This window comes from Pigmentiphaga daeguensis (assembly GCF_039523035.1).
GTDB classification, from domain to species: Bacteria; Pseudomonadota; Gammaproteobacteria; order Burkholderiales; family Burkholderiaceae_B; genus Pigmentiphaga; species Pigmentiphaga daeguensis.
Map to the genome: position 1 here is coordinate 103,107 of NZ_BAAAEN010000013.1, position 25,764 is coordinate 128,870.

At 69.4% G+C, this 25,764-nt stretch carries 18 protein-coding genes; 13 read left to right on the top strand and 5 right to left on the bottom strand.

Translation table 11 applies throughout. The annotated features are described in order from the left end of the window. Positions 1-130: 130 nt before the first annotated feature. Positions 131-1,546, bottom strand: a complete 1,416-nt coding sequence (locus ABD104_RS17090) for an MDR family MFS transporter (protein WP_087837456.1) — start codon at positions 1,544-1,546, stop codon at positions 131-133. A 287-nt stretch (positions 1,547-1,833) separates the two neighbouring features. Here ABD104_RS17090 and ABD104_RS17095 point away from each other — a divergent pair, with 287 nt between their 5' ends. The 10 genes from ABD104_RS17095 (at position 1,834) to ABD104_RS17140 (ending at position 15,775) form a co-directional block, all read left to right on the top strand. Next, positions 1,834-2,292 (top strand): DUF2501 domain-containing protein, encoded by a 459-nt coding sequence (locus ABD104_RS17095; protein WP_087837457.1) that lies wholly within the window; start codon positions 1,834-1,836, stop codon positions 2,290-2,292. A gap of 105 nt (positions 2,293-2,397) precedes the next feature. Beyond that, complete coding sequence (locus ABD104_RS17100) at positions 2,398-4,515, top strand: hypothetical protein (RefSeq protein WP_343927912.1); 2,118 nt, start codon at positions 2,398-2,400, stop codon at positions 4,513-4,515. A gap of 123 nt (positions 4,516-4,638) precedes the next feature. Further along, positions 4,639-5,766 (top strand): ABC transporter substrate-binding protein, encoded by a 1,128-nt coding sequence (locus tag ABD104_RS17105; RefSeq protein ID WP_165963054.1) that lies wholly within the window; start codon positions 4,639-4,641, stop codon positions 5,764-5,766. A 76-nt stretch (positions 5,767-5,842) separates the two neighbouring features. Then, a complete protein-coding gene (locus tag ABD104_RS17110; RefSeq protein ID WP_343927913.1) occupies positions 5,843-7,723 on the top strand; it encodes an ABC transporter permease in 1,881 nt (626 codons plus the stop codon). A gap of 130 nt (positions 7,724-7,853) precedes the next feature. After that, the gene (locus tag ABD104_RS17115) at positions 7,854-8,714 is read left to right on the top strand and encodes an ABC transporter ATP-binding protein (RefSeq protein WP_338618022.1); all 861 of its coding nucleotides are present in this window, start codon (positions 7,854-7,856) and stop codon (positions 8,712-8,714) included. After that, the gene (locus ABD104_RS17120) at positions 8,698-9,489 is read left to right on the top strand and encodes an ABC transporter ATP-binding protein (RefSeq protein WP_207958592.1); all 792 of its coding nucleotides are present in this window, start codon (positions 8,698-8,700) and stop codon (positions 9,487-9,489) included. Before ABD104_RS17115 ends, ABD104_RS17120 begins: the two co-directional genes overlap by 17 nt. Positions 9,490-9,491: 2 nt before the next feature. Continuing rightward, on the top strand, positions 9,492-11,207 hold the full coding sequence (locus ABD104_RS17125; RefSeq protein WP_343927914.1) for an FAD-binding protein: 1,716 nt from the start codon (positions 9,492-9,494) through the stop codon (positions 11,205-11,207). Then, on the top strand, positions 11,204-11,575 hold the full coding sequence (locus ABD104_RS17130) for a 2Fe-2S iron-sulfur cluster-binding protein (RefSeq protein ID WP_087837463.1): 372 nt from the start codon (positions 11,204-11,206) through the stop codon (positions 11,573-11,575). The genes ABD104_RS17125 and ABD104_RS17130 overlap by 4 nt, the downstream gene beginning before the upstream one ends. Continuing rightward, positions 11,565-12,113 (top strand): winged helix DNA-binding protein, encoded by a 549-nt coding sequence (locus tag ABD104_RS17135; RefSeq protein ID WP_087837464.1) that lies wholly within the window; start codon positions 11,565-11,567, stop codon positions 12,111-12,113. Before ABD104_RS17130 ends, ABD104_RS17135 begins: the two co-directional genes overlap by 11 nt. Beyond that, positions 12,110-15,775, top strand: coding sequence for a hydantoinase B/oxoprolinase family protein (locus ABD104_RS17140; RefSeq protein ID WP_343927915.1), 3,666 nt, complete (start codon positions 12,110-12,112; stop codon positions 15,773-15,775). The genes ABD104_RS17135 and ABD104_RS17140 overlap by 4 nt, the downstream gene beginning before the upstream one ends. 19 nt (positions 15,776-15,794) lie before the next feature. On the opposite strand, the gene ABD104_RS17145 is transcribed toward ABD104_RS17140, so the two are convergent. Next, complete coding sequence (locus tag ABD104_RS17145) at positions 15,795-18,182, bottom strand: hypothetical protein (protein ID WP_343927916.1); 2,388 nt, start codon at positions 18,180-18,182, stop codon at positions 15,795-15,797. A gap of 650 nt (positions 18,183-18,832) precedes the next feature. Beyond that, positions 18,833-19,573: a 3-oxoacyl-[acyl-carrier-protein] reductase gene (gene fabG / locus ABD104_RS17150; RefSeq protein WP_130357523.1), complete on the bottom strand. Its 741-nt coding sequence runs from the start codon at positions 19,571-19,573 to the stop codon at positions 18,833-18,835. A 161-nt stretch (positions 19,574-19,734) separates the two neighbouring features. Between fabG and ABD104_RS17155 the strand changes: the two genes are divergently transcribed. Together ABD104_RS17155 and ABD104_RS17160 are read left to right on the top strand one after the other, a co-directional pair. Then, complete coding sequence (locus tag ABD104_RS17155) at positions 19,735-21,678, top strand: metallophosphoesterase family protein (RefSeq protein ID WP_343927917.1); 1,944 nt, start codon at positions 19,735-19,737, stop codon at positions 21,676-21,678. A gap of 86 nt (positions 21,679-21,764) precedes the next feature. Further along, positions 21,765-23,087 (top strand): MFS transporter, encoded by a 1,323-nt coding sequence (locus ABD104_RS17160; protein ID WP_087837469.1) that lies wholly within the window; start codon positions 21,765-21,767, stop codon positions 23,085-23,087. 44 nt (positions 23,088-23,131) lie between these two features. On the opposite strand, the gene ABD104_RS17165 is transcribed toward ABD104_RS17160, so the two are convergent. After that, positions 23,132-23,581 carry a winged helix-turn-helix transcriptional regulator gene (locus ABD104_RS17165; RefSeq protein ID WP_087837470.1) on the bottom strand — a complete coding sequence of 150 codons (450 nt, stop codon included), beginning with the start codon at positions 23,579-23,581 and terminating at the stop codon, positions 23,132-23,134. A 99-nt stretch (positions 23,582-23,680) separates the two neighbouring features. Here ABD104_RS17165 and ABD104_RS17170 point away from each other — a divergent pair, with 99 nt between their 5' ends. Further along, on the top strand, positions 23,681-24,910 hold the full coding sequence (locus tag ABD104_RS17170) for an MFS transporter (protein ID WP_087837471.1): 1,230 nt from the start codon (positions 23,681-23,683) through the stop codon (positions 24,908-24,910). On the opposite strand, the gene ABD104_RS17175 is transcribed toward ABD104_RS17170, so the two are convergent. Next, positions 24,907-25,731, bottom strand: a complete 825-nt coding sequence (locus ABD104_RS17175) for an aminoglycoside phosphotransferase family protein (RefSeq protein ID WP_279816229.1) — start codon at positions 25,729-25,731, stop codon at positions 24,907-24,909. The genes ABD104_RS17170 and ABD104_RS17175 overlap by 4 nt on opposite strands. Positions 25,732-25,764 lie beyond the last annotated feature (33 nt).

Consider the following 25,764-nt stretch of genomic DNA (forward strand, 5'->3'; position numbering starts at 1 on the left):
ACATCCACGCCCCGCGCGGCCGTCATCCTTGCCATGGACGAGCCCCGGGGTGCCGCCGCACCAGGGTCTGGGGCCGGCACCTTCCGACGCCCCCGGCGCCGATGCGGGCCGCCGGCCGCGATGCCGACGCTTACATCTTGGCGGCGGGACGGCTCGCGCGTCCCACGGTAGTGGGCGGTATCCAGACCGTGGCGGCCATGACCAGCAACGAGATGACCAGCACCGCCCAGAACGTCATGTGCAGGGAGTCCTGCATGGCGGCCTGGATGACGGGATTGGCGCCGGCGGATTCCAGCGCGCGCTTGAGCTGCTCCGAGGAGATGGGCGCATCGCTGGTGGCCCGGGCCAGTCCGAAGTTGAACACCGCGCCCAGCGCGGTCGCTCCCAGGGTGCTGCCCAGGTTGCGCGCGAAGATGTTGGAGGCGGTCGCGCTGCCGCGGTCGGACACGTCCACGATCTCCTGGATCAGCACCAGCGAGCAAACGCCCATGAAGCCCATGCCCAGGCCCACGATCAGCGAGCCCGCTCCCGCCAGCACCGGCGAATTGTCCGGCGACAGCAGCAGGAATGCGCAGGCCCCGATCGGCACCAGTATGCTGCCCAGGAGCAGCATGGGGCGCAGGCCGTAGCGGGGAAACGCCTTGGCCGCCACGGTGGACCCCAGCGGCCAGCCCACCATGATCATGGTCAGCGCCAGCCCCGCCACCACCGGCGTGCGGTGCTGCACGCTCTGCACGTACATGGGCAGGAAGGTCGTCAGCCCCATGATCACCATGCTTCCCAGCAGCATCGCCACGTTCGCCGCCGCCACCGGACGCCGGCTCCACAAGGCGAAGGACACCACGGGATGCTCGGCGCGCCGCTCCTGCAGCACGAACAGGACCAGGCAGACGACGAAGGCGCCGGCCGCCATCCACGCGCGCGAGGCCTGGCCGTCGCCGGCGTCGGTCAGGGCGATCATCAGTGCCGCCACGGTGGCCGTGAACAGCGCGGCGCCGGTCACGTCGATGGACATCGGCCGCCGCTCACGCTGTTCATGCAGGAAGAACACGAAGCCCGCCGTGGCCAGGAGGCCCAGCGGCACGTTCATCCAGAAGATCCAGGCCCACGAGAACTGGTGGATGATGAGCGCCCCCAGCATGGGGCCCAGCACGCCGGAAATCGCCCATACGCTGGCCAGGTATCCCTGGACCTTGCCGCGCTCGCGCACCGGATACAGGTCGGCCACGATGGTCATGCCCACCGGCTGTATCGCGCCCGCCCCTATGCCCTGGATGAGCCGGAAGACGATCATCGAGGGCATGGACCATGCGAAGCCCGCCAGTATCGAGCCCAGCAGGAACGCGGCGATGCCGGCCAGCATCATCGGCTTGCGGCCATAGATGTCGGAAAGCTTGCCGAACACCACGGTCATCGCGGTCTGGGTCAGGAGGAAGGACGCGAACACCCAGCTGTACAGCTTCAGTCCGCCCAAGTCCCCGGCTATCTGCGGCATGGCGGTCGCCACGATGGTGGCCTCGATGGCGATCATGAACATGGAGGCCATCACCGAGGCAATGACGAGGGGGCGCGAGGAACGTGATACGGCGGAAGACACGATGCGGAATCCGTTGCGTAAGAGGTGGCCCGGTCGGGCCCGACGAGTGTAGAGCACGAGGCTGGATCCCGGAAATGCGGCATGTCAGCCGCTTGTCAGGATCGTGATCGGCAACCCGTTGTCAGCAGCGGTATCGGCCATTGGTTCGCGTCGCCAACCTGGTATACGCTTGAGCAGCATCCGGCGAGCGGCCCCGGCCCTTCACCGGACCATCCAAGCCGTCAAGGAGATCAAACATGTCGACCGCTGCCCCCCGTCTTGCCGCCATCGCCCTGGGCCTGTTCCTGGGAGCCTCCACCGCCGCCCAGGCCCAGCTTCTGGATTCCGTCAAGGGCGCGCTGGGCGGCGGCGGCCAGCAATCGTCGGGCGGCGGAGGATCGCTGCTGGGCGGCCTGGGCGGCGCGTCCATGCCCTCGCTGGGTTCGGTCGGCACCGGCAACATCACGGGCATCCTGACCTATTGCGCGAAGAACAATTATCTCGGCGGCGGCGCGTCGTCCGTCAAGGACAAGCTGCTGGGCAAGCTGGGCGGCGAACAGCAGGCCCAGTCCGATCCCGGCTATCGCGAGGGACTGAGCGGCATCCTGGGCGGCAACAGCGGGCAGAAGATGGAGCTGGGAGGCGGCGGGCTCAAGCAGCAGATCACCGAAAAGGTCTGCGACCAGGTGCTGGAATACGGCCAGTCGCTGCTGTAGGGCCGGCACGAAAGGCCTGCTCCATGCCTTGACTCACGCCGAGGCACGAAAAATGCGGGAGGGCGCGGCACCATCCCGCATGACTCGTCCCGGAGCCGGCCGTCAATGGAACATGCCTGGCAATTCTTCCGCGCGGGCGGCGTCGATCAGGTATCGATCCGCTCGGGCGCCGATGTATGCCATCTCGATCAGCTGGATCAGAAATTATGGGTGGCGCTGGCCTGCCCCACGCGCGGCATCGAGTTCGACCCCCGCACCCTCGACCTGATCGATACCGATGCGGACGGCCGCATCCGCCCCCCCGAACTGCTGGCCGCGTGCCGGTGGACATGCGAGCGGCTGCGTGATCCGGACCGGCTGCTGCAAGGCGGCGACACGCTGGCGCTGGACGCCCTGTCCAACGGCGAAGCAGGCATGCAACTGGCCGAGGAAGCCCGCCACATCCTGCAATTGCTGGGCAAGCCGGGCGATACCATCGGCCTGGCCGACGTCGCCGATCGCAGTCGCCTGCTCGCGGCCATGCGCTTCAACGGCGATGGCGTCATCACGGAAGACACGGCGGAAGCGCCCGCGGTCCGCGCCGCGATCCGCCGCATCATGGAGACCCATGGCGGCGTAGAGGGGCTGGACGGCAAGCCTGGCACGGACCGGGCGCGCGCCGACGCCTTCTTCGCCGAGGCCGCGGCGATCCGCCAATGGCGCGACAAGGTGTCGGGAGACCGCTCCGTCGTGCCGCTGGGCGACGACACCCCTGCGGCGATCCAGGCCGTGAACGCGGTACAGGCCAAGATCGAGGACTATTACGCGCGCTGCCGCCTGGCGGGCTACGACCGCCGGGCGGCTTCCGCACTGAACCCCTCGCAGGAGGAATACCGCAAGCTGTACGACGAGGCGCTGACCCTGGGTTCGGATCACATCGCCCGCCTGCCGCTGGCGGCCATCGCGGCCGATCGTCCGCTGCCGCTGCGCGACGGCGTCAATCCCGCCTGGGCGCAGGCACTCGAGACCTTCCGTACCCGTGCCGCGGAACCCCTGCTGGGCACGCCGCTCGACACCCTGCCGGAGCCGGCGTGGCGGCAGTTGATGGCGCGGCTGGAACCGGCCCGGAACTGGCTGGCCGCCAAGCCGCAGACACGGCTCGACGCCGTGGCCGTGGCCGACCTCATGGCCATGCTGGAGGACGGCACCGAAGCAGCGGTCAAATCCCTGCTCGACGCCGACGAGAAGATCGAGCCGCGCACCACGCGCATGGGCGATCTGGAAAAACTGCTGCGCTTCCAGCGCGACCTCGCGCACCTGCTCGACAACTTCGTCTCGTTCAAGGACTTCTACCGCCGCGAAGGCGCGATCTTCCAGGCCGGCACCCTGTACCTGGACGCGCGCAGCTGCGAGCTGACGGTGCGCGTCGAGGACGCGGCCCGCCATGCGGCCCTGGCTGGCCTGGCCAAGGCCTACCTCGTCTACTGCGATTGCCGCCGCCAGGCGGAGAAAATCACCATCGTCGCGGCGGTCACGGCCGGCGACGTGGACTTTCTTTTCGTCGGCCGCAACGGCGTGTTCTACGACCGCCAGGGCCGCGACTGGGACGCCACCATCGTCAAGATCATCGAGAACCCCACCAGCATCGCGCAGGCCTTCTTCTCTCCGTACAAGAAGTTCGTACGCATGATCGAGGAACAGGTCGCCAGGCGCGCCGCCGCCAGCGACGAGGCGGCGCAGGGCAAGCTGGGCTCGCTCGCGGCCAACCTGGTCACCGCCGACAGGAAGGACGGGACGGCACGGCCAGCCACGCCGGGCAAGGTCGACGTGGGCACCGTGGCCGCGCTGGGCGTCGCGCTCGGCAGCATCAGCACGGTCCTGGTGGCGGTCTTCACCAAGTTCGTGGACCTGGGCTGGTGGATACCGGTGGCGCTGCTGGGCATCGTCCTGAGCATCTCCGGCCCCAGCGTGCTCATCGCCTGGCTCAAGCTGCGCCAGCGCAGCCTGGGCCCGCTGCTGGACGCCAGCGGCTGGGCCATCAATGGCCGCATGAAGATCAACGTCAAGCTGGGCGGCTCGCTCTCCCGCATGGCGCGCATCCCGCCGGACGCGGGACGCAACCTGCGCGATCCCTTCGCCGAGCGGCACGGCAAGGCCTGGGGCCTGGCCATCGTCCTGGCCCTGGTCGCGCTGGCCTGGCTGGCCTGGCGCGCGGGACTGCTGGATACGGTCCCGGCGATATAAGCTTATTAGTAACAATACGTTGATGTTTTATTGACGAAAGCATAACGTTTACCTCCATCCACAGCCCCGCCGGCCTTCGCGCCGCCGCGGAGCCGTTCCTCCACCATCGACCCGAGAACCGACGTGCCGACGCGACTCCCCTTCCGCCGCCTGCTGGCGGCCACCGCTGCCTCCGGCCTGTTGTCCGCCCCCGCCCTGGCCGCGGAACCGCCGATCACCGTCGGCCTGTTCACCCACTTGTCCGGCAACTTCGCCGAATACGGCGCGAGCTTCAAGAACGCCATCGAGCTCTATCTGGACAAGGTCAATGCCGACGGCGGCATCAATGGCCGCCCGATCAGGCTGGTGGTCGAGGACGACCGCAATTCGCCGCAGGAAGCCGCCACCGTGGCGCGCAAGATCGTGGCCACGCCCGGCGTGGTGCTGGCCATCGGTTCCTGGTCGACCACGGCGTCGCTGGCGGCGGCGCCCATCTTCACCGAGGCGAAGATCGCGCAGATCAGCCCCACCTCGTCGCACCCGGACTTCAGCAAGCAGAGCCCGTATCAGTTCCGGCAGAACAATACCGACGACGTGCTGGCCCAGTACAACGCCGACACCATCCACAAGCAGCTCAAGGCCAACCGCATCGTCATCCCGTACTCGCAGGACGACTGGGGCCTGTTCACCGTCAAGGCCACCTCGGCCGCCATCGAGAAGGACGGCGGCAAGGTGCTGCTGACCGAGGCCGTGATGCCCAACGCCCGGGACTTCCGGCCGCTGGTCAGCAAGATCAAGTCGCTCAAGCCCGACGGCGTCTTCCTGGCCCTGCCCTACCAGGAAGCCTCGATCTTCATCCAGCAGCTGCGCCAAGCCGGCGTCGACATTCCGGTGGGCGGCGGCGTGCCGCTGACCTCGCCCAAGTTCATCGAACTGGCGGGCAAGGCCGCCGAGGGCGTGGTCGTCCACAGCATCTTCTTCGCCGGCGATCCGTCCAAGAAGGCCTTCGTCGACGCCTACCGCGCCAAGTACAACCGTACGCCCGACCAGTTCGCCGCGCTGGCCTACGACGCAGCCGGCGTGGGCGTGGCCGCCATCCGCCGCGTCGTGCAATCGGGTAAGCCGCTGACCGGGCAGAGCGTGCGCGACGAACTGGCGGGCGGCCCCGCCTACGAGGGCGTCACCGGCGTGACCAAGTACGAGAACGGCAACGTCCGCAAGGCGCCCACTTTCCTGGTGATACGCAACGGCGAATTCCAACTGAACAAGTAATTTCCTTCAGCGCCTGCCGCCGGCCCGCCTCACGGCGCGGCCGGCGCAGCCTTTTCCGGCCACCGCACTCATTCCCATGCTCGAATTATTCGCCAGCCAGATTCTGAACGGCCTGGCCATCGGCCAGGTCTACGCCCTGATCGCGCTCGGCTTCTCGCTGGTGTTCGGCGTCTCCAATCTCATCAATTTCGCGCAGGGCGCGCTGTTCATGCTGGGCGCCTTCATCGCCTTCACCGGCGTGGCCGTGCTGCAACTGCCGCTGCCGGTCGCGGCCACCGGTTCGGTGCTGATCGTCGCGCTGCTGGGCATGCTGCTCGAACGGGTGGCGCTGCGTCCCCTGGAGAACGCGCCCTATATCGCCCCCGTGCTGTCCACGCTGGCGATCAGTCTCATCATCGAACAGCTGGCCGAGATCGTCTGGTCGCCCGAGAGCCAGTCCTTTCCCGTATCGTTCGATGAAGCCACCTACTACTTCGGCAACGCCTACGTCACCAGCACCGACCTGCTGATCTTCGGTTTCGGCGCGCTGGCCACGCTGGCCCTGACGCTGTTCCTGTCGCGCTCGTGGTGGGGCCGCGCGCTGCGCGCCACCGCGCAGGATCGCGATGCCGCGGCGCAACTGGGCGTGCGTACCGGCAGCGTGCGGCAACTGGCCTTCGCCCTGGCCGGCGCGCTGGGCGCCTTGAGCGGCGTGCTGGTCGCGCTCTATTTCAAGAGCGTGTTCCCGCAGATGGGGCTGCCCTTCGGCCTGAAAGGCTTCGCGGCGGCGCTGCTGGGCGGCTTGACCAGCACGCCGGGAGCGGTGCTGGGCGGCCTGCTGCTGGGCGTGGTCGAAACGCTGGCCAGCGCCTACATCGGCGAAGGATCGCGCGACCTGGTGGCGTTCTGCCTGGTGCTGGTCTTCCTGGTGTTCCGGCCGCACGGGCTGCTGGGCGACCGTCGCCTGGACGCGCTGGGCGGCGCCAGCGGCGCGGCGGGCGCCATGCCGACCACCAGCGTGCTGGCCTCGTCCTCCAGCCAGCGCGGCGCCGTGCGCGCCTGGGAACTCCCGCCCTGGGGCTTCCTGGCGGCAGCAGCCGTGCTGGCGCTGCTGCCGGCGCTCACGCAGAACGCCTATTTTCTGCAGGCCGTGGTCTACGCCATGATCTTCGCCCTGCTGGTGGCCAGCGTCACGCTGGTCTCCGGGGCGCTGGGCGTGCTGTCCATCGGACATACGGCCTTCTACGGCGTGGGCGCCTACGCGGTCGGGCTGCTGGCCCGCAATGCCGGCTGGCCGGCCGAGGCCGCGCTGATCGGCGCCGCCGCGGCCACCGCCTGTGTGGCGGTGGTGGCTGCCCTGCCGCTGCTCAAGCTCAGCGGCCACACGGCCGCGCTGGGCACGCTGGCCGTCGGGCAGATCGGCTATCTGGTGTTCATGAGCTGGCTGGACGTCACGCGCGGCCCCATGGGGTTCATCGGCATCCCGGCGCCCAGGCTGGCGCTGCTGGGCGGACTGCCGCTGCCGAGCCTGGCCGGCAAGTTCTGGCTGGTCGCGGCCGTGGCCGGGATCGCCCTGTTCCTGGCGCAGCGCCTGTTGGACTCCGGCGTGGGCCGGGCCTGGCGCGGCATACGCGAGGACCGGCTGGCGGCGCATACCGCCGGACTGCCGGTGCGCCGCTACCTGCTCGTGGGCTTCGCCTGTTCCGGCCTGCTGGCGGGTCTGGCGGGCGGCCTGTTCGCCTATGTGCAGAGCGTGGTCAGTCCCGAGAGCTTCACCGTCAGCGCCTCCATCCTGCTGTTGACCATCGCGGTGCTGGGGGGGCTGGGCAACCTGACCGGCGCGGCGCTGGCCGGCTTCGCGCTGACCCTGCTGCCGGAACTGCTGCGGCCCTTCGCCGAATGGCGCATGGTCGCCTACGGCCTGGCGCTGCTGATCATGCTGCGCCTGCGTCCGCATGGCCTCCTCGGAGCAAGATGAAACCCACCCCCTACGCGCTACGCGCGCCCCCTCAAGGGGGCGGCACTGGCGGACCGGCAAAGCCGGATCCGCTGTGCCCTCGATCGAAACACGCGTCGCAACGGACTCCTCTTTGCCATGAACGACTGATATGACGACTCGCGATGAACAACGAGGACTGCGGGTGGAGCGCCTGAGCCGCCATTTCCGCGGCGTCAAGGCGGTGGACGACGTCAGCTTCGCCGTCGCCCCGGGCCAGACCGTGGCGCTGGTGGGCCCCAACGGCGCCGGCAAGTCGACCCTGATCCAGTTGCTGAGCGGAGTCGAGAAACCTTCGTCGGGACATGTCTTCCTGGATGGCCGCCGCATCGACGGACTGGCCCCCGAGCGCATCGCCCGGCTGGGCCTGGGCCGCAGCTTCCAGACCTCGCGCGTGTTCCCCGCCCTGAGCGTATGGGACAGCGTGATGCTGGGCACCCAGGCCGGGCTGCTCGGCCGCGCGGGGTCCGCGCGGCTGGTCGATCCGCTGACCGAGATCGCCGGCGAACTGCTCGGCCTGCCCGCCTGGCGCCGCCGCCGGGCCGAGGCAGAGGAACGCGCCCGCGCGGCCCTGCAACGCTTCGGCGAACGGCTCTGGCCGCGGCGCGACCAGCCGGCCTACAGTCTTTCGTACGCGAACCGCCGGCGCCTGGAACTGGCGCGCGTGCTGGCTGCCCGGCCGCGCTTCGTGCTGTTCGACGAACCGGCCGCCGGCATGAACCCCAGCGAAACCGCCGAACTCACCGATCTGTTGCTCGCGCTGCGCGCGGAACAGCCGCAGCTCGGCATCCTGGTCGTCGAGCACAAGCTGTCCCTGGTCCGGCGCATCGCCGACCAGGCCATCGTCCTCAATCAGGGGCGGATACTGGCCACCGGCACCCCGGCCGAGGCGCTGGACCATCCCGAAGTCGTCGAAGCCTACCTCGGCCGCGCGCGCAGGCGGCCGGTCAACTCGGATGCCCATCTTGGCTGAGCTGCCCTCTTCCTCCCCCCTGCTGCAACTGGACGCGGTCGACGTGCACTACGGCGCCGTCCAGGCCCTGTTCGGCGTCAGCCTGCGTGTCCAGGCCGGAGAAGTGGTCTCCGTGCTGGGCGGCAACGCGTCGGGCAAGTCCACGACCCTCAAGTCGGTGCTGGGCCTGGCCCGCCCGTCCAACGGACGCGTCCTGCTGGACGGCCGCGAGATCCAGGGCCTGGCGCCCGCCGAGGTCATCGGGCTGGGCGTGGCCAGCGTACCCGAGGGGCGCCGTGTGTTTCCGGACATGACGGTGCGCGAAAACCTGCTGCTGGGGGCCTACCCGCGGCGCCACGACAAGTCCGCCGTGGCCGCCGACCTCGACGAGGTGTTCCAGGCCTTCCCGCGCCTGGCCGAGCGCCGGGGCCAGCTGGCCGGCACGCTGTCGGGCGGGGAACAGCAGATGCTGGCCCTGGGCCGGGCGTGGCTGCGGCGCGGGCGCCTGGTCTGCATCGACGAGCCGTCGATGGGCCTGTCGCCGAAATTCGTCGATGCGGTCTACGAGGTGCTGTTCCGCTGGAAGGCGTCCGGCCAGACCATCCTGCTGGTGGAACAGAACGCCCGCATCGCGCTGGAGCTGGCCGACCGGGCCTATGTGCTGCAGCACGGCCACGTGGTGCTGCAAGGCAATGCCGCCGATCTCGCGGCGGACCCCGCCGTGCAGCAGGCCTACCTGGGCGCGGAAGCCCCGGCCCGCGAATTGGAGGGGGCGCTGGCCCCCAACGGAGAATGAACATGTCCCATCCCACCCTGCACACGCTGGAAACCGACGTGCTGGTGATAGGCGCCGGCGGTGCCGGCATGAGCGCGGCCATCGCCGCCTCGCAGGCCGGCAAGCGGGCCCTGCTGGCCGACCGCAGCCTGATCGGGCGCGGCGGCGCCACCATCATGGCCCAGATGACCGTGGCCGCCGCCCTGGGCGAACAAGGGCCGGACCACTGGCAGCATCACCTGCGCGACACGCTGACGGCGGGCCGCGGCCTGTGCAGCGAACCCCTGGCCCGGCTGCTGTGCGAGGAAGGCGTGGACGCGATCCGCCTGCTGGACCGCTGGGGCGTGGGCTGGGCCCGCGACGGCGAGCGGATGGCACAGACCCGGGCCCCCGGCCACGACCGCCCCCGCTGCGTCTACGTCGACTACCTGAACACCGGCCCCGCGGTGGCCAAGACCCTGCGCGCGCAGGCCGCGCGCGAGCCCGGCGTGCGGCGCGTGGGCGACCTGCTGGTGGTGGAACTGCTGCGCAAGGACGGCCGCGTCACCGGCGCCGTGGCGCTGCACCTGGGCTCCGGCGACCCGGTCCTGATACGGGCCGGCGCCACCATCATCGCCACCGGCGGCCTGACGCGCCTGTACCGCCGCAACAGCGCCTCGCTCAACATGGGCGGCGACGGTTTCGCGCTGGCCCTGCGCGCGGGCGCCCGGCTGATCGACATGGAGTTCGTGCAGTTCTTCCCCATCGGCCACCTGGCGCCGCGCCTGGTCGGCTTCGACCCCATCATGTGGGATCCCTTCCGCTACAAGCTGGGCGGCAAGCTGCTGAACAACCAGGGAGAGGAATTCGTCGAACGCTACGGCAACGCCGCCGAAGGCCAGGGCTACACCACCACCCGCGACGCCGCGACCTACGCCATCCTGAAGGAGGTCGAGGCCGGCCGCGGCACGCCGGCCGGCGGCGCGTGGCTGAGCTTCCGCCACGTGCCGGAAGACACGCTGCGCGCGGCGTTCGGCCCCATCATCAACAAGCTGGCCAAGGCCGGCATCGATCTGACGAAGCAGATGATAGAAGTGGCGCCCATCGCCCACTATCACATGGGCGGCATCCGGGTGGACACCGACCTCGCCACCGACGTGCCCGGCCTGTATGCCGCGGGCGAGGCCGTGGGCGGCGCCAACGGCGCGAACCGGCTGTCGGGCAACGCCATCACCGAGGCGATCGCCTTCGGACTGCGGGCCGGCCGCGCCGCGGCCGCCGACTGCCCGGAGCCGCCCTCGGTGGAAGCACTCGAGGCCCTGGCCCGCCCCTGGCTGCAACGGCTCGCGCCGCGCCACGGCGAGCCGGACGCGCTCAATGCCGCGTCCCTGATCGAGGAATTGCAGGCGCTCATGCAGGCGCACGTCGGCCCCTTCCGCACCGAGGCGGGCCTGCGGCAGGCTCTGGACGGGCTGGACGCATTGCGGACACGGGCCGGCAGCGACCTGCCGGGCGGCGGGCCGCAGGACCCGGTGCGGCTGGACACGCTGGACCTGCGCAACATGCTGCTGGTGGCCGAGGCCGTGACCCGCTGCGCGCTGGCGCGGCGCGAGAGCCGCGGCGCGCACCAGCGCGAAGACCATCCCGGGCAGGAAGACGCCTGGACGCTGAACCAGACCATCGCCTGGCGCGACGGCCAATGGACGCTGGCCACCCAGCCCGTCCAGCGCCTCGAGGCCACGCAGGAGGACATCGCATGACATCGACCAACGACTCCATCCGCCTGAAGATCCAGCGCGCCGGCGCCGGCACCGAGGCCCGCGTCGTCGAATACGACGTACCTCCCCAGGCTGCCGCGTCGCTGCTGGACGCGCTGCGCTGGGTGCGCGCGCACCAGGACGATACGCTGGCTTTCCGCTATGCCTGCATCAACGCCAATGCCTGCAAGGAATGCATGATGCGCCTGGACGGCAAGGTCGTGTACGCCTGTCTGGCCAAGCTCGAGCCGGGCACCTCGCACACGGTCGAACCCCTGCCGAACAAGCCGCTGGTACGCGATCTCGTGACCGAGATCGCGCCGCCCAAGGAACGCCTGTTCGCCGGCGAGGGCGACGACGATGACGAATGACGGCCGGCGCCCGGACGCGTCGGACGAGGCCGGCGAACGTCTGCGCATCCTGTCCTCGGCGCACCTGGCCACGGGTCCGCATGCCGAGCTGTCCGAGCTCGAGTTCGGGTTGATCATCGCCCACAATGCGTTCAGCCGCTGGATCGTGCGCTGCATGGCGGCGGCCGGCGCGGCCGACCTCGCGGTCACGGACGTGCTGGTGCTGCACCACGTCCACCATCGGAAGCGGGGCAAGAAACTGGCCGACATCTGCTTCACCCTGAACTACGAAGACACGCACGTCATCAACTACTCGCTGAAGAAACTGGCTGGCATGGGCCTGGTGCGCGGCGAAAAAAGCGGCAAGGAAGTGCTCTACGCCACCACCGGGGAAGGCGCGGCGCTGATCGATCGCTTCCGCGCCGTCCGGGGCCGCTGCCTGCTTGCCAGCGTCGAAGGCGAACTGGCCGACGGCGCCTCCCTGTCCGACGTGGCCCGGCGCCTGCGCATGCTGTCGGGCCTTTATGACCAGGCCGCCCGCGCGGCCTCATCGCTATGAATACAACCTCCTCTTCCCCCGCCGACGATGCCCGTTGGGAATTCTGGATAGACCGCGGCGGCACCTTCACCGACGTGATCGGACGCCGCCCCGACGGCTCGCTGGCGACGGCCAAGCTGCTTTCCGAGAACCCCGGACGCTACGACGATGCCGCCGTCGAAGGCATACGACGCCTGCTGGGGCTGGCTCCCGGCGAACCGGTACCCGCCGATCGCATCGAGGTCGTACGCATGGGCACCACGGTCGCCACCAACGCGCTGCTGGAACGCAAGGGCGAACGCGTGTTGCTGGCCGTCACCCGGGGCTTTCGCGACGCCTTGCGCATCGCCTACCAGAACCGGCCGCGCCTGTTCGACCGCGAGATCGTCCTGCCCGAACAGCTCGCCAGCCTCGTGGTCGAGATCGATGAGCGCCTGGCCGCCGACGGCGCCATCGTCGCCGAACTGGACGAGGCGCAGGCCCGGTCGGCCCTGGCCGAAGGCCGGGCGCAGGGCTACCAGTCCATCGCCATCGCGCTCATGCACGGTTACCGCAACCCGGCGCACGAACTGCGGCTGGCGGCGATCGCGCGTGAACTCGGCTATGCGCAGGTCTCCGCCTCGCACGCCGTCTCGCCGCTGATCCGCTTCGTCGCGCGCGGCGATACCACCGTGGTCGACGCCTATCTGTCGCCCGTGCTGCGCCGCTACGTGGACCGTGTATCGTCCGCCCTGCCCGGCGTGCGCCTGCAGTTCATGCAATCGAGCGGCGGCCTGACCGACGCCCGCGCCTTCCAGGGCAAGGACTCCGTGCTGTCCGGCCCCGCCGGCGGCATCGTCGGCATGGCCGGCGTGTCGGCCGCCGCCGGCTTCGACCGCATCATCGGCTTCGACATGGGCGGCACCTCGACCGACGTATCCCACTATGCCGGCGAATACGAACGTACCTTCGACACGCTGGTGGCGGGCGTGCGGCTGCGCGCGCCCATGATGAGCATCCACACGGTGGCCGCCGGCGGCGGATCCATCCTGCGCTTTGACGGCACGCGGCTGCGCGTGGGCCCCGAATCGGCCGGCGCCGATCCCGGGCCCGCCTGCTACCGGCGCGGCGGACCACTGACCATCACCGACGCCAACGTCATGCTGGGCCGCATCCAGCCTGCGCACTTTCCCGCCGTGTTCGGTCCCGGTGGCGACCAGCCGCTGGATGCCGACGTGGTCCGCGCGCGCTTCGCCGAACTGGCCGGCGAAGTCGAGCGCGGCACCGGCCGCGCCACCACGCCCGAGGCGCTGGCGCACGGCTTCCTGGAGATCGCGATCACCAACATGGCCAACGCGATCAAGCTGATTTCCGTGCAGCGCGGCTACGACATCACCCGCTACACCCTGACCACCTTCGGCGGCGCGGGCGGCCAGCATGCCTGCGCCGTCGCGGACGCGCTGGCCATGCCGCGCGTGCTGATCCATCCGCTGGCCGGCGTGCTGTCCGCCTACGGCATGGGCCTGGCCGTCGCCACCGCCGTGCGGGAACGCTCGGTGGAGCGCCGCTTCGACGACGACGGCCGCGCCGAGGCGCGCCGGGTGCTGGACGAACTGGGCGCCGCGGCCAAGGGCGAACTCCAGGCCCAGGGCTGCGAGGCGGCCGACATCCGGATCGCCGAGCGAGCCTATCTGCGCTACGAGGGTACCGACACCGCGCTGCCGGTGCCGCTGGGCGAGACCTCGGACATGCTGGCCGAATTCGAGCGCGCCTATCGCCAGCGCTTCGCCTTCCTGATGCCCGGCCGCGCGCTGGTGATCGATTCCGTGATGGCCGAGGCCACCGCCGGGCAAGGCCCCCAGAGCGCGCGCGCCGCCTGGTTCGGCCGCCCCGCGCGCGAGGCCGGCACGCAACTGCAGGCCCGCGACAGCGTCGCCATCCATGCCGGCGCATGGCAGGACAGCCCCCTTTACGCCGCCGCCGACCTGCGGGCCGGCGACGTCATCGCCGGCCCCGCCATCATCACCGATGCCAACGCCACCACCGTGGTCGATCCCGGCTGGCGGGCCACCGCGACCGCGAACGGCGACATCGTGCTCGAACGCGCCCAGCCCCGGCCCCAGCGCCGCGCCGTCGGCACCGAGGCGGATCCGGTGATGCTGGAGATCTTCAACAACCTGTTCATGTCCATCGCCGAGCAGATGGGCTGGCGCCTGCAGAACACCGCGCACTCGGTCAACATCAAGGAACGCCTGGATTTCTCGTGCGCGATCTTCGACGCACAGGGCGACCTCGTCGCCAACGCCCCCCACATCCCGGTGCACCTGGGGTCCATGGGCGCCAGCGTCCGGGCCGTCATCGACAGTACCCAGGGCACGCTGCGGCCCGGCGACGCCTACGTGCTCAACGACCCCTACGCCGGCGGCACCCATCTGCCCGACGTCACGGTCATCACCCCCATCTTCGACGAGGCCGGCACCCGCGTGCTGTTCTACGTGGGCTCGCGCGGCCATCACGCCGACATCGGCGGCCTGACGCCCGGCTCCATGCCGCCCGACTCGCGCACCATCGACGACGAGGGCGTGCTCATCACCAGCTTCCTGCTGGTGCGCGACGGACATTTGCGCGAGGCCGAGATGCGGCAGTTGCTGGCCGGCGCGCGGCATCCCGCGCGCAACATCGACCAGAACATCGCCGACTTGCGCGCCCAGGTGGCCGCCAACGAGAAAGGCCGCGAGGAACTCATGGCCATGGTGCGCTACTTCGGCCTGGACGTCGTGCAGGCATACATGGGCCACGTGCAGGACAACGCCGAGGAATCCGTGCGCCGGGCCATCAGCCGCCTGCGCGACGGGAGTTTCGCGGTATCGCTGGACAACGGCGCGCAGGTGCGCGTGGCGGTCACCGTGGACCACGCCACCCGCAGTGCCACGCTGGATTTCACCGGCACGTCCAGGCAGTTGCCCAACAATTTCAACGCGCCGCGCGCCGTTACCTCGGCCGCCGTGCTGTACGTGTTCCGCACGCTGCTGGACGAGGACATCCCCATGAACGCGGGCGGCCTGAAGCCGCTCACCATCGTGGTCCCCGAAGGTTCGATGCTGAACCCGCGCTATCCGGCCGCCGTGGTGGCCGGCAACGTCGAAACCTCCACCTGCGTGACCAATGCGCTGTACGGCGCGCTGGGCATCATGGCCAGCAGCCAGCCGACCATGAACAACCTGACCTTCGGCAACGCCCGCCACCAGTACTACGAAACCATCTCCGGCGGCTCGGGCGCGGGCGGCCGCTTCGATGAAAACGGCAGCCTGGCCGGCGGCTTCGATGGCACGTCGGTCGTGCAGACTCACATGACCAATTCGCGCCTGACCGATCCGGAGGTACTGGAACTGCGTTTCCCGGTGCGGCTGGAACGCTACGAGATCCGACACGGTTCGGGCGGCGACGGACGCTGGCGCGGCGGCGACGGCGGCGTGCGCACGCTGCGGTTCCTGGAACCCATGACGGTTTCGCTGCTGGCCAACGGCTGGCACCATCCCGCCTTCGGGCTGCGCGGCGGACAACCCGGCGCGCCGGGCCTGGCCCGCGTGCTGCGCGCCGACGGACGGGTCGAACCGCTGGACCACGCGGATCGCGCGGAGTTGCAGGCGGGCGACCGGGTCGAGATCGAGACGCCGGGCGGCGGCGGCTACGGGGAAGCCTGACCACGGCCCGTGGCCGGCCTCAGCCCCCCTGGCAGGTGGCGTACAGGCTGGCGATCTCGCGCGTCAGCAGGGCCTGCCAGCGCATCATGACGTAGTTGCAGACGGCCGACGAATGAATGCCCTCGCACGGCCAGTTCAACGGCAAGGTGCCGTTGTCGGCCCTGGCGATGCTGTTGCCGCCGCCGTCGCTCTGGTTGGCGGTGGTGGCCGAATCGCGCGCCGCCTGGTCGGACTGTTCGGCCTGCTGGCGCAGCACCTCGGCATTGCCGCCGCCGGCCTTCACCTTGGCCAGGGTCGAGGCGACATCCATCTGCAAGGCTTCCTTGCGGACCTCGGCCAGGAGGGGGTTGGTATAGGGCCGCAGCTGCGGGGCGAGGTGCGCCATCGTCCCCGTGCAGCGCCCACCACCGCCCTGGCCGCTGGAAGCCCGTGCCGCCGCGGCCCCGGAACCTGCCTGCGCCGCGCCGCCATCGCGCGCGCCCGCCGCCTGCGGCCTGGGCTGCGCCTTGGGCGCGGGGCCGTCGGGCAGCACCAGCTTCACCGTCTGCCCGGCCGGCGTGGTCACGCTGGCATTGCGCAGTTCCAGGTAATCCTCGTCGATCGCGCGCAGCTCGCCCGTCACGCTCATTTCCTTCGCGTCGGCGAATTGCCGGGCCTGCGCCGGCGGCAGCGGCACCATGACCGGCACGTTGCGCCAGGAGCCGATGAACATGCCCCGGTCGGCGTCGTAGTCCCGCAGCGCGACCTTCATCGCATGCGGCAGCGTGAGCGTGGCCAGCCGCTTCTGGTACTCGGCCGAGGTCTCGAACCTGTCCTTCTTCAACGCGGCCAGGAACGCCGCGGCCGGCTTGCCCGAGTCGTCGTGGGCGAACCGCCAGAGACGGGTGCGCCAGTTGTACGACTGGCCGGTCAGCAGGTCCTGCTGGATGATGAAGCCCGACTGGAACCGGCCCGCCGGCAAGGTGCGCAGCAACTGGCCCGTCTTCGTGTCGAACAACTGCGCGGGTATCCGGGACTCGGTCGCATACGACGTCACCAGCACCTGGTTCGGGTGGCCCGGCAGCTCCTGGAACACGCCGGAGAACGACCGGTCCTGCGGAGACTGGCGATGCAGCGTCTGCAACGTGATGCGGCGCTGCCATGTCGACGGATCCACGACATCGACCTTGCCGGTCTGCTCATCGTGCAGGTAGGCGTTTTCTCCCCAGCCCAGCAGCCGCTCGTTGCCGTTGCTGACGCGCACCATCGAACAATCGGGCAGGCTCACCCTGACGGGCGGCTGTGCCGTCAGGACATTGCCCCGCTTGTCGGCATACGGTATCCCGGCGACATGGCCGGGCAGCTCGCACAGCATCCTGCCGTGGGCCACGTCCCAGATCCGCAACCGATGCGACGGGCTGCTCCAGTCGCCCATCTCGGAATAGGCATAGGGCGTGTTGCCTATCCAGCGGTAGTCCAGGCGCTTGTACTGGTCCGCCGGCCGCCGGTCGTCCCCACGGAACTCGCCGGCCTTGGCGCCATTGACGTAATAGCTGACCACGCCGTCCTTCTGCGCGAAGAACTCCTGCCGGCCCTGGTCGTCGATGCGGGCGGCGCAGGCGTCGGCATCGTCCACCGACACGCCTCCCAACTCGGCTCCCCTGGCGTCGTAGTAGCTCACCCCCAGGCAGCGCCGCCCCTTGTCGAAATCGGTCATCCGCAAGTGCTCGACGACGTGGCGTCCGCCCACCTCCTTCGGCCACGGGAAATACCCGCCAGGCGGCAGCGTGCGCAGCGAATTGCCTTGCAGGTCGACCAGTTCGGAACCGTTCTTCAGCTCGCTGACCAGCAGCGCCTCGTTGCCGACGAAGCTCAGCGTGCGGGAAGACTGGCCTGACGGCACGCGCGTCGGCACCGCCCGGTCCTTGCCCGTGGCCGTATCGCGCAGCATGATCCGCCCGTCCGTCGCCTCGAAGGCCAGCCAAGCGCCATCGGGAGAGATGCTGGTGGTGCTGCGCGCCGTGATGTCGAAATCGGGCCGGGCATTGCCCGTTTCCTGCATGCCGAGCAGGCGCTTGTGGATCACGATGCGGCCCTGGTATTCGGGCGGAGGCGCCAGCGCCTGCAAGGCCTGCTCCTGTTCCTGCCGGACCGCCTCCTGCTGCTGCCGCTGCCGCGCCGCGGCCTCGCGCTCCCGCTGCGCCTGCTGCTCCCGCTCGCGGCGGGCATTCTCGGCGGCGCGCTGCTCCTGCTCTTCCTGGCGGCGCTGGTCCTCGGCAATGACCCGGCCGGTCTGTTCGATCATCTGGCCGAGCTGGCGGAACAGTGCGCCGGAATCGGCGGCCGATGCCGGCCAGCAACAACCCGCGGCAGCCAGCACGGCCACGCCGCGCAATACGCGAAAACGGGGGAAAGACGGGATATCCATGATGTCGAATCGGCCAGGCGAACAAACCGGGAAACCTGGGCGGAAACCGCCCAGGTCCCAGAATATCGTTACGGCAGAACCGTCACATCACTCAAATGAGGGGCAACCCCTGGAACGGGCGCAGGCAATCAAGGCAAACCCTATTGCTGCATTTGGTTTAATCAATTGGCAGGATGTGGAAGCACCCACTATCATCGCAGGGCATTCGCCCTAACTTCGATGTTGGATGAAACCCATGCTTCTGGAAGTTCTGCTGGTCTGGCTGGCCTGTGCGCTGCTGGTGGTATATAGCGTCGAGCGCAAGAGAAGAAGACGAGATTCGGCCAGGAATGACCACGCCGTGCGCTAGCACGGCCACGACAGCCCGTTGCCCTTACAGGCACCCCACGGCAAAGCTGGACAGCAGCCGGGACTCCGGCACACCGCCGGCATGGCAGGCTAGGCGCAGGATCGCGGCGTTCAGGAAACACACGGCCAGGAAAGCGACGAGGACACGCAGGAATCGCTTGAGTCCTGGCCTTTCTGTCTCGCTGTAATAGCTCATACAAGCGCTTGGCAATTGATTCTAATTGCTAAACACGTTACAGCATCCTCCCTTTATTCGCAATTATGCGAACGACGTAGGTGTGATATAGACCGCCGGCCACAAGCTAGACGGACATGCCTCCCGACACCTCCAACGCCACGCCATTGACGTAGCTCGCGTCATCGGAAGCCAGAAAGGCGTATACGCTGGCGATTTCCTCCGGCGCCCCCAGCCGCCTCATCCAGCAGGCGGTCCGGAAACCGTCCAGCACCTTCTCCGGCATGCTCTTGAGGATGTCGGTCTCGACGAAGCCCGGACAGACCGCGTTCACCCGTATCCCCTTGGGACCCAGTTCGCGGGCCCAGGTCTTGGTGAAGCCGATCACGCCGAACTTGCTGGCCGCGTAGTTGGTCTGCCCGAAATTCCCGTACAGGCCGACCACGCTCGACGCATTCAGGATGACGCCGCGCTGCTGCGCCAGCATGGTGTCGACGACCGCCTGGGTGCAATTGAACACGCCCTTCAGGTTCACGTCGATGACCTGGTCGAACTGCTGTTCGGTCATGCGCGCCAGCCGGGCATCCTGCGTGATGCCCGCATTATTGACCAGGATGTCTATGCGGTGGAACCTGGCCTTGATGGCGGCGACCACCGCGTCTATCCCTTCGCGGTCGGTCACGTCCAGCGCATGGGCCTCGGCCTGGTGGCCGGCTTCCCGCAGGGCCCGGGCCTGCTCGCGCGCGGCGTCGGCCGCCCGGTCGCACAGGATCACCGTGGCGCCCTCGCCGGCGAATTTCCATGCGGTGGCCCGCCCGATGCCGGCGGCGGCTCCCGTGATGATGGCTACTCGGTCTTTCAGCTTCACTGACATCCCCTCTGTATGGAATCCGGCCTCTTCCGGAACGCCGGGCCGGGCACCGGTTCGGCGCCAGTGTGTTTTTACCCTGTCCGGCGGAGTCCCGCATCCGCAGCAATGACGCGGTCATATCGACCCCCTAATCTGCGCCGCTTTCGGGGGAACAAACGATGTCCATACGTATCGCCAAGACCGGGCGCGGGGCGGCCGCCGCCCTGGCGCTCGCCGTGCTGTCCACGCTGGCCGCCTGCGGCGGTGGAGACGGCTCCGCTTCGACCGGCCCCGGCACGCCGACCGGCCCCAGCACACCGACGGATCCGGTCACGCCCACGCTGCGCGTCGGCATCCTGCCCGACACCCAGGGCGGCGACTCCGGCGTCGCCCTGCATCCCATGAAGGCCATCCTGGACCTGTACGCGAAGTCGGGGGTCAACGTGGTCCTGGCGGTGGGCGATCTCGTGGAAAACGGCACCCCGGCCGAATACGTGCTGTGGCGCGGCCTGGCGGAGCAGTACAAGGGCAGGATGACCATCCTGCCCATCATGGGCAACCACGACCCCAAGGGCATAGACCAGGACTGGTACGACACGGTGGAAGGCTTCATCCCCACCGACGCATGGCACATGCCCGGCTCGGCCTACAAGAACTACGCGCTGGTGCGCGACAACGTGCTGTTCATCAACATCTCGTACGGCTGGCTGGAACGGGCCTACGACTTCGTGGAAGGCATGGTCAAGGAACACGGAGGCAAGGTCGACCACATCATCCTCCAGACCCACAACTCCTTCGCCGGCAACCGCTACGGCCTGGTACGGGAGAACATCGTCGACGGCAGCCTGGCCATCGTCAACGACACCAAGTTCCGCGAAGCCTACGACAAATACCGCAAGCTGTTCGCCGAACACGACGTGATCTACGTCTCGGGGCACGAGCACCACTATGCCCGCAGCCTCATCCGCGACGATTCCGACCTTGGCTTCCAGCAGATCATCTCGGGCGACGCCGCCTACAAGGGCTACGAGACGCGCTTCGGCGAACACGAACGCATCCAGAGCGTGCTGATGCACAAGGTGCAGCACGAGGACACGGGCTTTGTCGATGCCAACGCCTCGATCTTCACCATCCAGGGCGGCATGCTGGACTACCGCTCGTACTTCGCCACGCATTCCGTCACCCGCAACGAGGACGGCCCCAAGGAACTCGCCACGCCGCAGTGGAAACTGCTGGACCGGTTCGTCCGCTCCACGCAGCGCTGTGAAAAGGTGGTGTTCCCTGGCAGCGTGCCCGCCGACATCCAGCGCAACAGCGCCTACGATCCGTCCTATCGCACCAGCTATTGCGCCTCGGCCAGCGGCCATCGCGCGCGCCTGCTGGACGGTACGAACCGCAGCTTCAACCGCTACGACACCCGCACCCGCGGCATGAGCGCCACGCCCGGCTACTCCTACGCCGGCAGCAACATGGAGATGCTGTCCATGATGTACCGCTACATGTTCATCAGCGACGAGAGCTTCAGCCGCAACCTCAACAACAGCCAGCGTGCGCGGCTGGTGAACGAGGGCACCGGGGACGAGGAGATCGAGGTCCGCGCGACCACCATCGACCTGAAGAAGCTGGTCGCGCTGAACTGGCAGGAGCGCGGCAAGGACACGGTGTCCGACGTGCTGTGGATAAGCGGCATCGCGGGGCAGACCGGCACCTACATCGATCCGTGGGGACGCGCCAAGGACATCACGGCCACCACCGGCCTGCCGGGCAGCTACGGCGACGGTTCGGAAAGCGGCAAGCTGCCGGTGCAGTTGCCGGCGCATGCCACGCGCCAGTGGGAACTCAGCGCCGACCAGGGCGGCGACACCTATGTGCTGGAGTTCGCGCTGCCCTCGGGCGCCGACGCCACCGCCACCACGCTGGCGCGCCGCGACGCGGACGGCAAGTGGGTCGCGCTGGCCTCCGCCGCGTGCATCAGCAAGCAGCCCTACCAGGCCGCGTTCTTGACCGCCCTGCCCGCCGACGTCGATGCCTCGTGCGCCGTGGCCGTGGGCTATGACGCCACGAAATCGGCCTACTGGGCACGGGTCGACAAGGAAGGGGCGTTCGCGGTGGTGGCGCGCTAGGCTCAAGCAAGGCCGTCCGGCGTTTTCAGGAGCCGGCCATCCCTATATCATTCCCGGGAACATGGCCACGATTCCTCTTTCCTGACATGCCGGCGGCGGCCAGCGGCCCCACCCCGGCCCCCGTCATCTCGCGCGGATCCCTGACGATCGCCGCCCTGTCGACGATCGTCGAATGGTACGACTTCACGCTGTACCTGTACTTCGCGACGGTCCTGTCCCGCGTCTTCTTCGGGGGCGGCGAGCTGTCCCTGCTGGCCACGCTGGCCGGCTTCGCCGTCTCGTACTTCATGCGTCCCCTGGGCGCCCTCGTGTTCGGCCACATCGGCGATCGCCACGGCCGCCGCCGGACGCTGCTGCTGTCCATGGCGCTGATGACGGCCGCCATGCTGGCGACCGCGCTGCTGCCCGCCTACGGCAGCCTGGGCGCCACGGCCGGCGTGCTGCTGCTGGTCCTGCGCTGCCTGATGGCCTTCTCGGTGGGCGGCGAATATACCAGCGTGGTGGCTTACCTGCTGGAAGGCGCGCCTCCCGGTCGCCGGGGCTTGGTCACGTCGCTCGCCTCGGCCGCCAGCGAAGTCGGCGCGCTGCTGGCGGTGGCGGTGTCGGCCGCGACCGTGGCGCTGCTGGATACCCCCCGGCTCGACGCCTGGGGATGGCGCATTCCCTTCTTCGTCGGCGCTGCCCTGGCGGGCAGCATCTGGATCGCCCGCTCGGCCATGCAGGAGTCGCCGGACTTCGAAAGGCAGCAGCGCCAGCGCACCATACCCGCCTCGCCCATCCTGCATACGCTCACGCATCACCGCACCGCCGTGCTGAGGACCTTCGCGATCTCGGCGCTGGGCTCCATCACGTATTACGTCGGCATCACCTACGTGCCCGCCTTCCTGTCCTCGAACGGAGGCCGCGGGGAAGCCGAATCGCTCTGGCTGTCGACCGTCGCCGCCGTGGCGGTCATCGCGGCCACGCCCGTGGCCGGCGCGCTGTCGGACCGCCTGGGACGCCGGCCCATGCTGATCGGGCTCGCCGTCCTGGGCGCGGCCCTGCCGCTGTTCATGTTTACCTACATGGCACACGGCACCACCGTCCAGGTCGCCCTGGGCGCCGTCGCGCTGGCGCTGGTCGCCGGCGGCGTCAGCGCCGTGGGCGCTCCCGCCACGGCCGAGCAATTCCCGGGCGAAGGCCGGCTGAGCGGACTCGCGCTGGGCGCGACCGCGGCCACCGCGCTGTTCGGGGGAATGACGCCCTTCCTGGCGGAATGGCTGGTACAGGCCACGGGCTGGACGGCCGCGCCGGGCGCGATGATCGCGGTGGTCGCGCTGGCGGTGCTGCCCGTCCTGCGGCAAATGCCGGAGACCGCGCCTCGGGCGGCACATGAGCGGGCCTCGCCGGCCACCGAGTCTTCCCGCTAGTGCCGGGCGCCAGGCGGTTCGGGTGAACGGCGCCCCCCTGCCCGCTATTCCTCGGGCACCCTGAGCAGCACCGTGTCGTCCGGCCCCACCGACCGCCCGTCCGGCGCACGGATGTCCAGCCGGACCGGCAGGCCGGTCTCGCGGTCGACCAGTTCGGAATGCGCTTCGCCCGGCTTGAACAGATGGCGCTCGCCGAACTGGCGCAGGGCAACCATCACCGGGAACAGGTCCCGGCCCATGGCCGTCAGGCGGTACTCCATCCGCGCGCCGCTGTCCCCCACCGGGACGGCCTCCAGGATGCCGCGCGACACCAGGGTGCGCAGGCGCTCGGTCAGGATGTTCTTCGCGATGCCCAGGCTTTTCTGGAACTCGCTGAAACGCGTCAGGCCATCGAACGCGTCGCGCACGATCAACAGCGACCACCAGTCGCCGATCACGTCCAGCGACCGGGCGCTGGGGCAGTAATCCCCCTTCAGGCTTTTTCGTCCGACCATGGTCCGCGCTCCATCGATTATTAGGTTGCATTATAAAACTAAAACCCTTATCCTCCCGAACGGTTTTGTAATGAAACCAAATTATCGGGAGTTTCAACCATGGGTTCTACAGCAAGCGCGGCGCCATCGCCGCTCACGCGTCCGGTCACGCTGCTTTTCGCGGTCGCCAGCGGCCTGGCCGTCGCCAACGCCTATTTCGCCCACCCCTTGCTGGACGTCATGGCGGACGACCTCGGCCTGTCGCACGCGGTGGCCGGCCTCATCGTGGGCGCGACCCAGCTCGGGTACGGGCTGGGCCTGGTCCTGCTGGTGCCGCTGGGCGACCTGCTCGATCGCCGCATGCTCATCATCGGGCAGTCGCTGCTTTCCGTGCTGGCCCTGGCCTGCGCAGGACTCTCATCGACGGCGGCCATGCTGCTCGCCTCCATGGCGGCCGTGGGCCTGCTCGCGGTCGTCACCCAGGCGCTGGTCGCCTACGCGGCCACGCTCGCCCGGCCATCCGAGCGAGGCCAGGTCGTGGGCGTGGTCACCAGCGGCATCGTGCTCGGCATACTGTTGGCGCGCACCGCCGCGGGCCTCCTGACCGACCTGTCGGGATGGCGGACGGTGTACCTGGTGTCGGCGGCGCTGACGCTGGCGATCGCCGGGCTGCTCTACAAGGCCCTGCCCCGCCAGCGGCGCACCGGGACCCGGATTTCCTATCCGCGCCTGATCGCATCGGTGTTCACGCTGTTCCTGGAAGAACCGGTTTTGCGCATCCGCGCCATCATCGCGATGCTGATCTTCGCCGACATCACGACGCTGCTCGCGCCCATGGTGCTGCCGCTCGCCGCGCCACCCTTCTCGCTCTCCCATACCGAGGTCGGCCTGTTCGGACTGGCCGGGGCCGCCGGCGCGCTGGGCGCCGCGCGCGCCGGCCGCTGGGCCGATCGCGGGCACGGCCAGCGCACGACCGGCATCGCGCTCGCCCTGATGCTGGCCGCCTGGCTGCCGATCTCGATGCTGCCGCATTCCATCCTGTGGCTGGTCCTGGGCGTCCTGGTGATCGACTTCGGGCTGCAGGCGGCGCACGTCACCAACCAGGGCATGATCTATCGCGTGCGGCCCGAAGCGCAGAATCGCCTGACCGCCGCCTACATGGTGTTCTACTCCATCGGCAGCGCGGCCGGCTCATCGATCTCGACCATGGTCTATGCCCACGCGGGCTGGAACGGCGTGTGCCTGATGGGCGCGGGCATCGGCGCTGCGGCCCTGCTCTTCTGGGCGGCCACCCTGCGCGCCACGCCGGCGGCGGCTACCGCCCGGACGGCCGGTTCCGCCCCCGGCTAGCGCCGGTCCGGACCGAGCTCGGCCTCCGCCAGCTCCGCGATGCGCAAGGTCGGCGCCACGAGCTCGTCCTCGCCGTCCTCGATGAGCCAGGTGGCGGACAGGCCGGCCCAGGCCAGGATCCATTGCAGCAGGCGCTGGCGCTCCAGCCCCGCCGCCCGGGCGACGATGTCCGCCTGCCGCGCCAGGCGCCCCGGGGCCAGGGCGATCGCGTGGTCCGGATTGCAGAACAGGTTGGCATAGTCGAAGCCACGCTCGCCCTCCAGCCGTTTCGGATCGATGGCCAGCCAGCCCCGCTCGCCGAAGTCCAGGACGTTGCCGTGGTGGATGTCCCCGTGCAGCGGCACGACGTCCCTAGGCTCGGCCAGCAGCGCCCGGGCCGCGCCGGCCGACCTGGTCAGGATGCCGCCCAGGCGGGCCGCCACCGGTTCGAGCGCCCGGAACCGCTCGGCCAGCGGCACCAGTGCCGGCGCGGGTTTGCCGCGCGGGGCATGCAGCGCGGCGACGGTCCGGCAGATGATGCGGCTGGCTTCGTCGTCCTGCCCCGCCCGCGCCATGCCGGCCAGCGACCGCGTCCCCAGGGCGCGCTCGAGCAGGATCGCGTCGCCCTCGTGCTCCAGCACGCGCGCCGCGCCCACGCCGTCCCACCACACCATCAGGCCCGCGCCCCAGCGCTCTTCGGATTCGGTGGAAATCTTCAGCATGGCGGCCTTGCCGTCGCGCCGCACCGGCAGCAAGAGGCTCGAATGCGTGGTGCACGGATCGCCGTCGGGCTCCAGGCTCCAGCGGGCAAGCCAGGCGTCGAAAGCTTGGGGGCGAGTCATGGAGGAATGCTCTCTACGTGGAACAACGTGTCA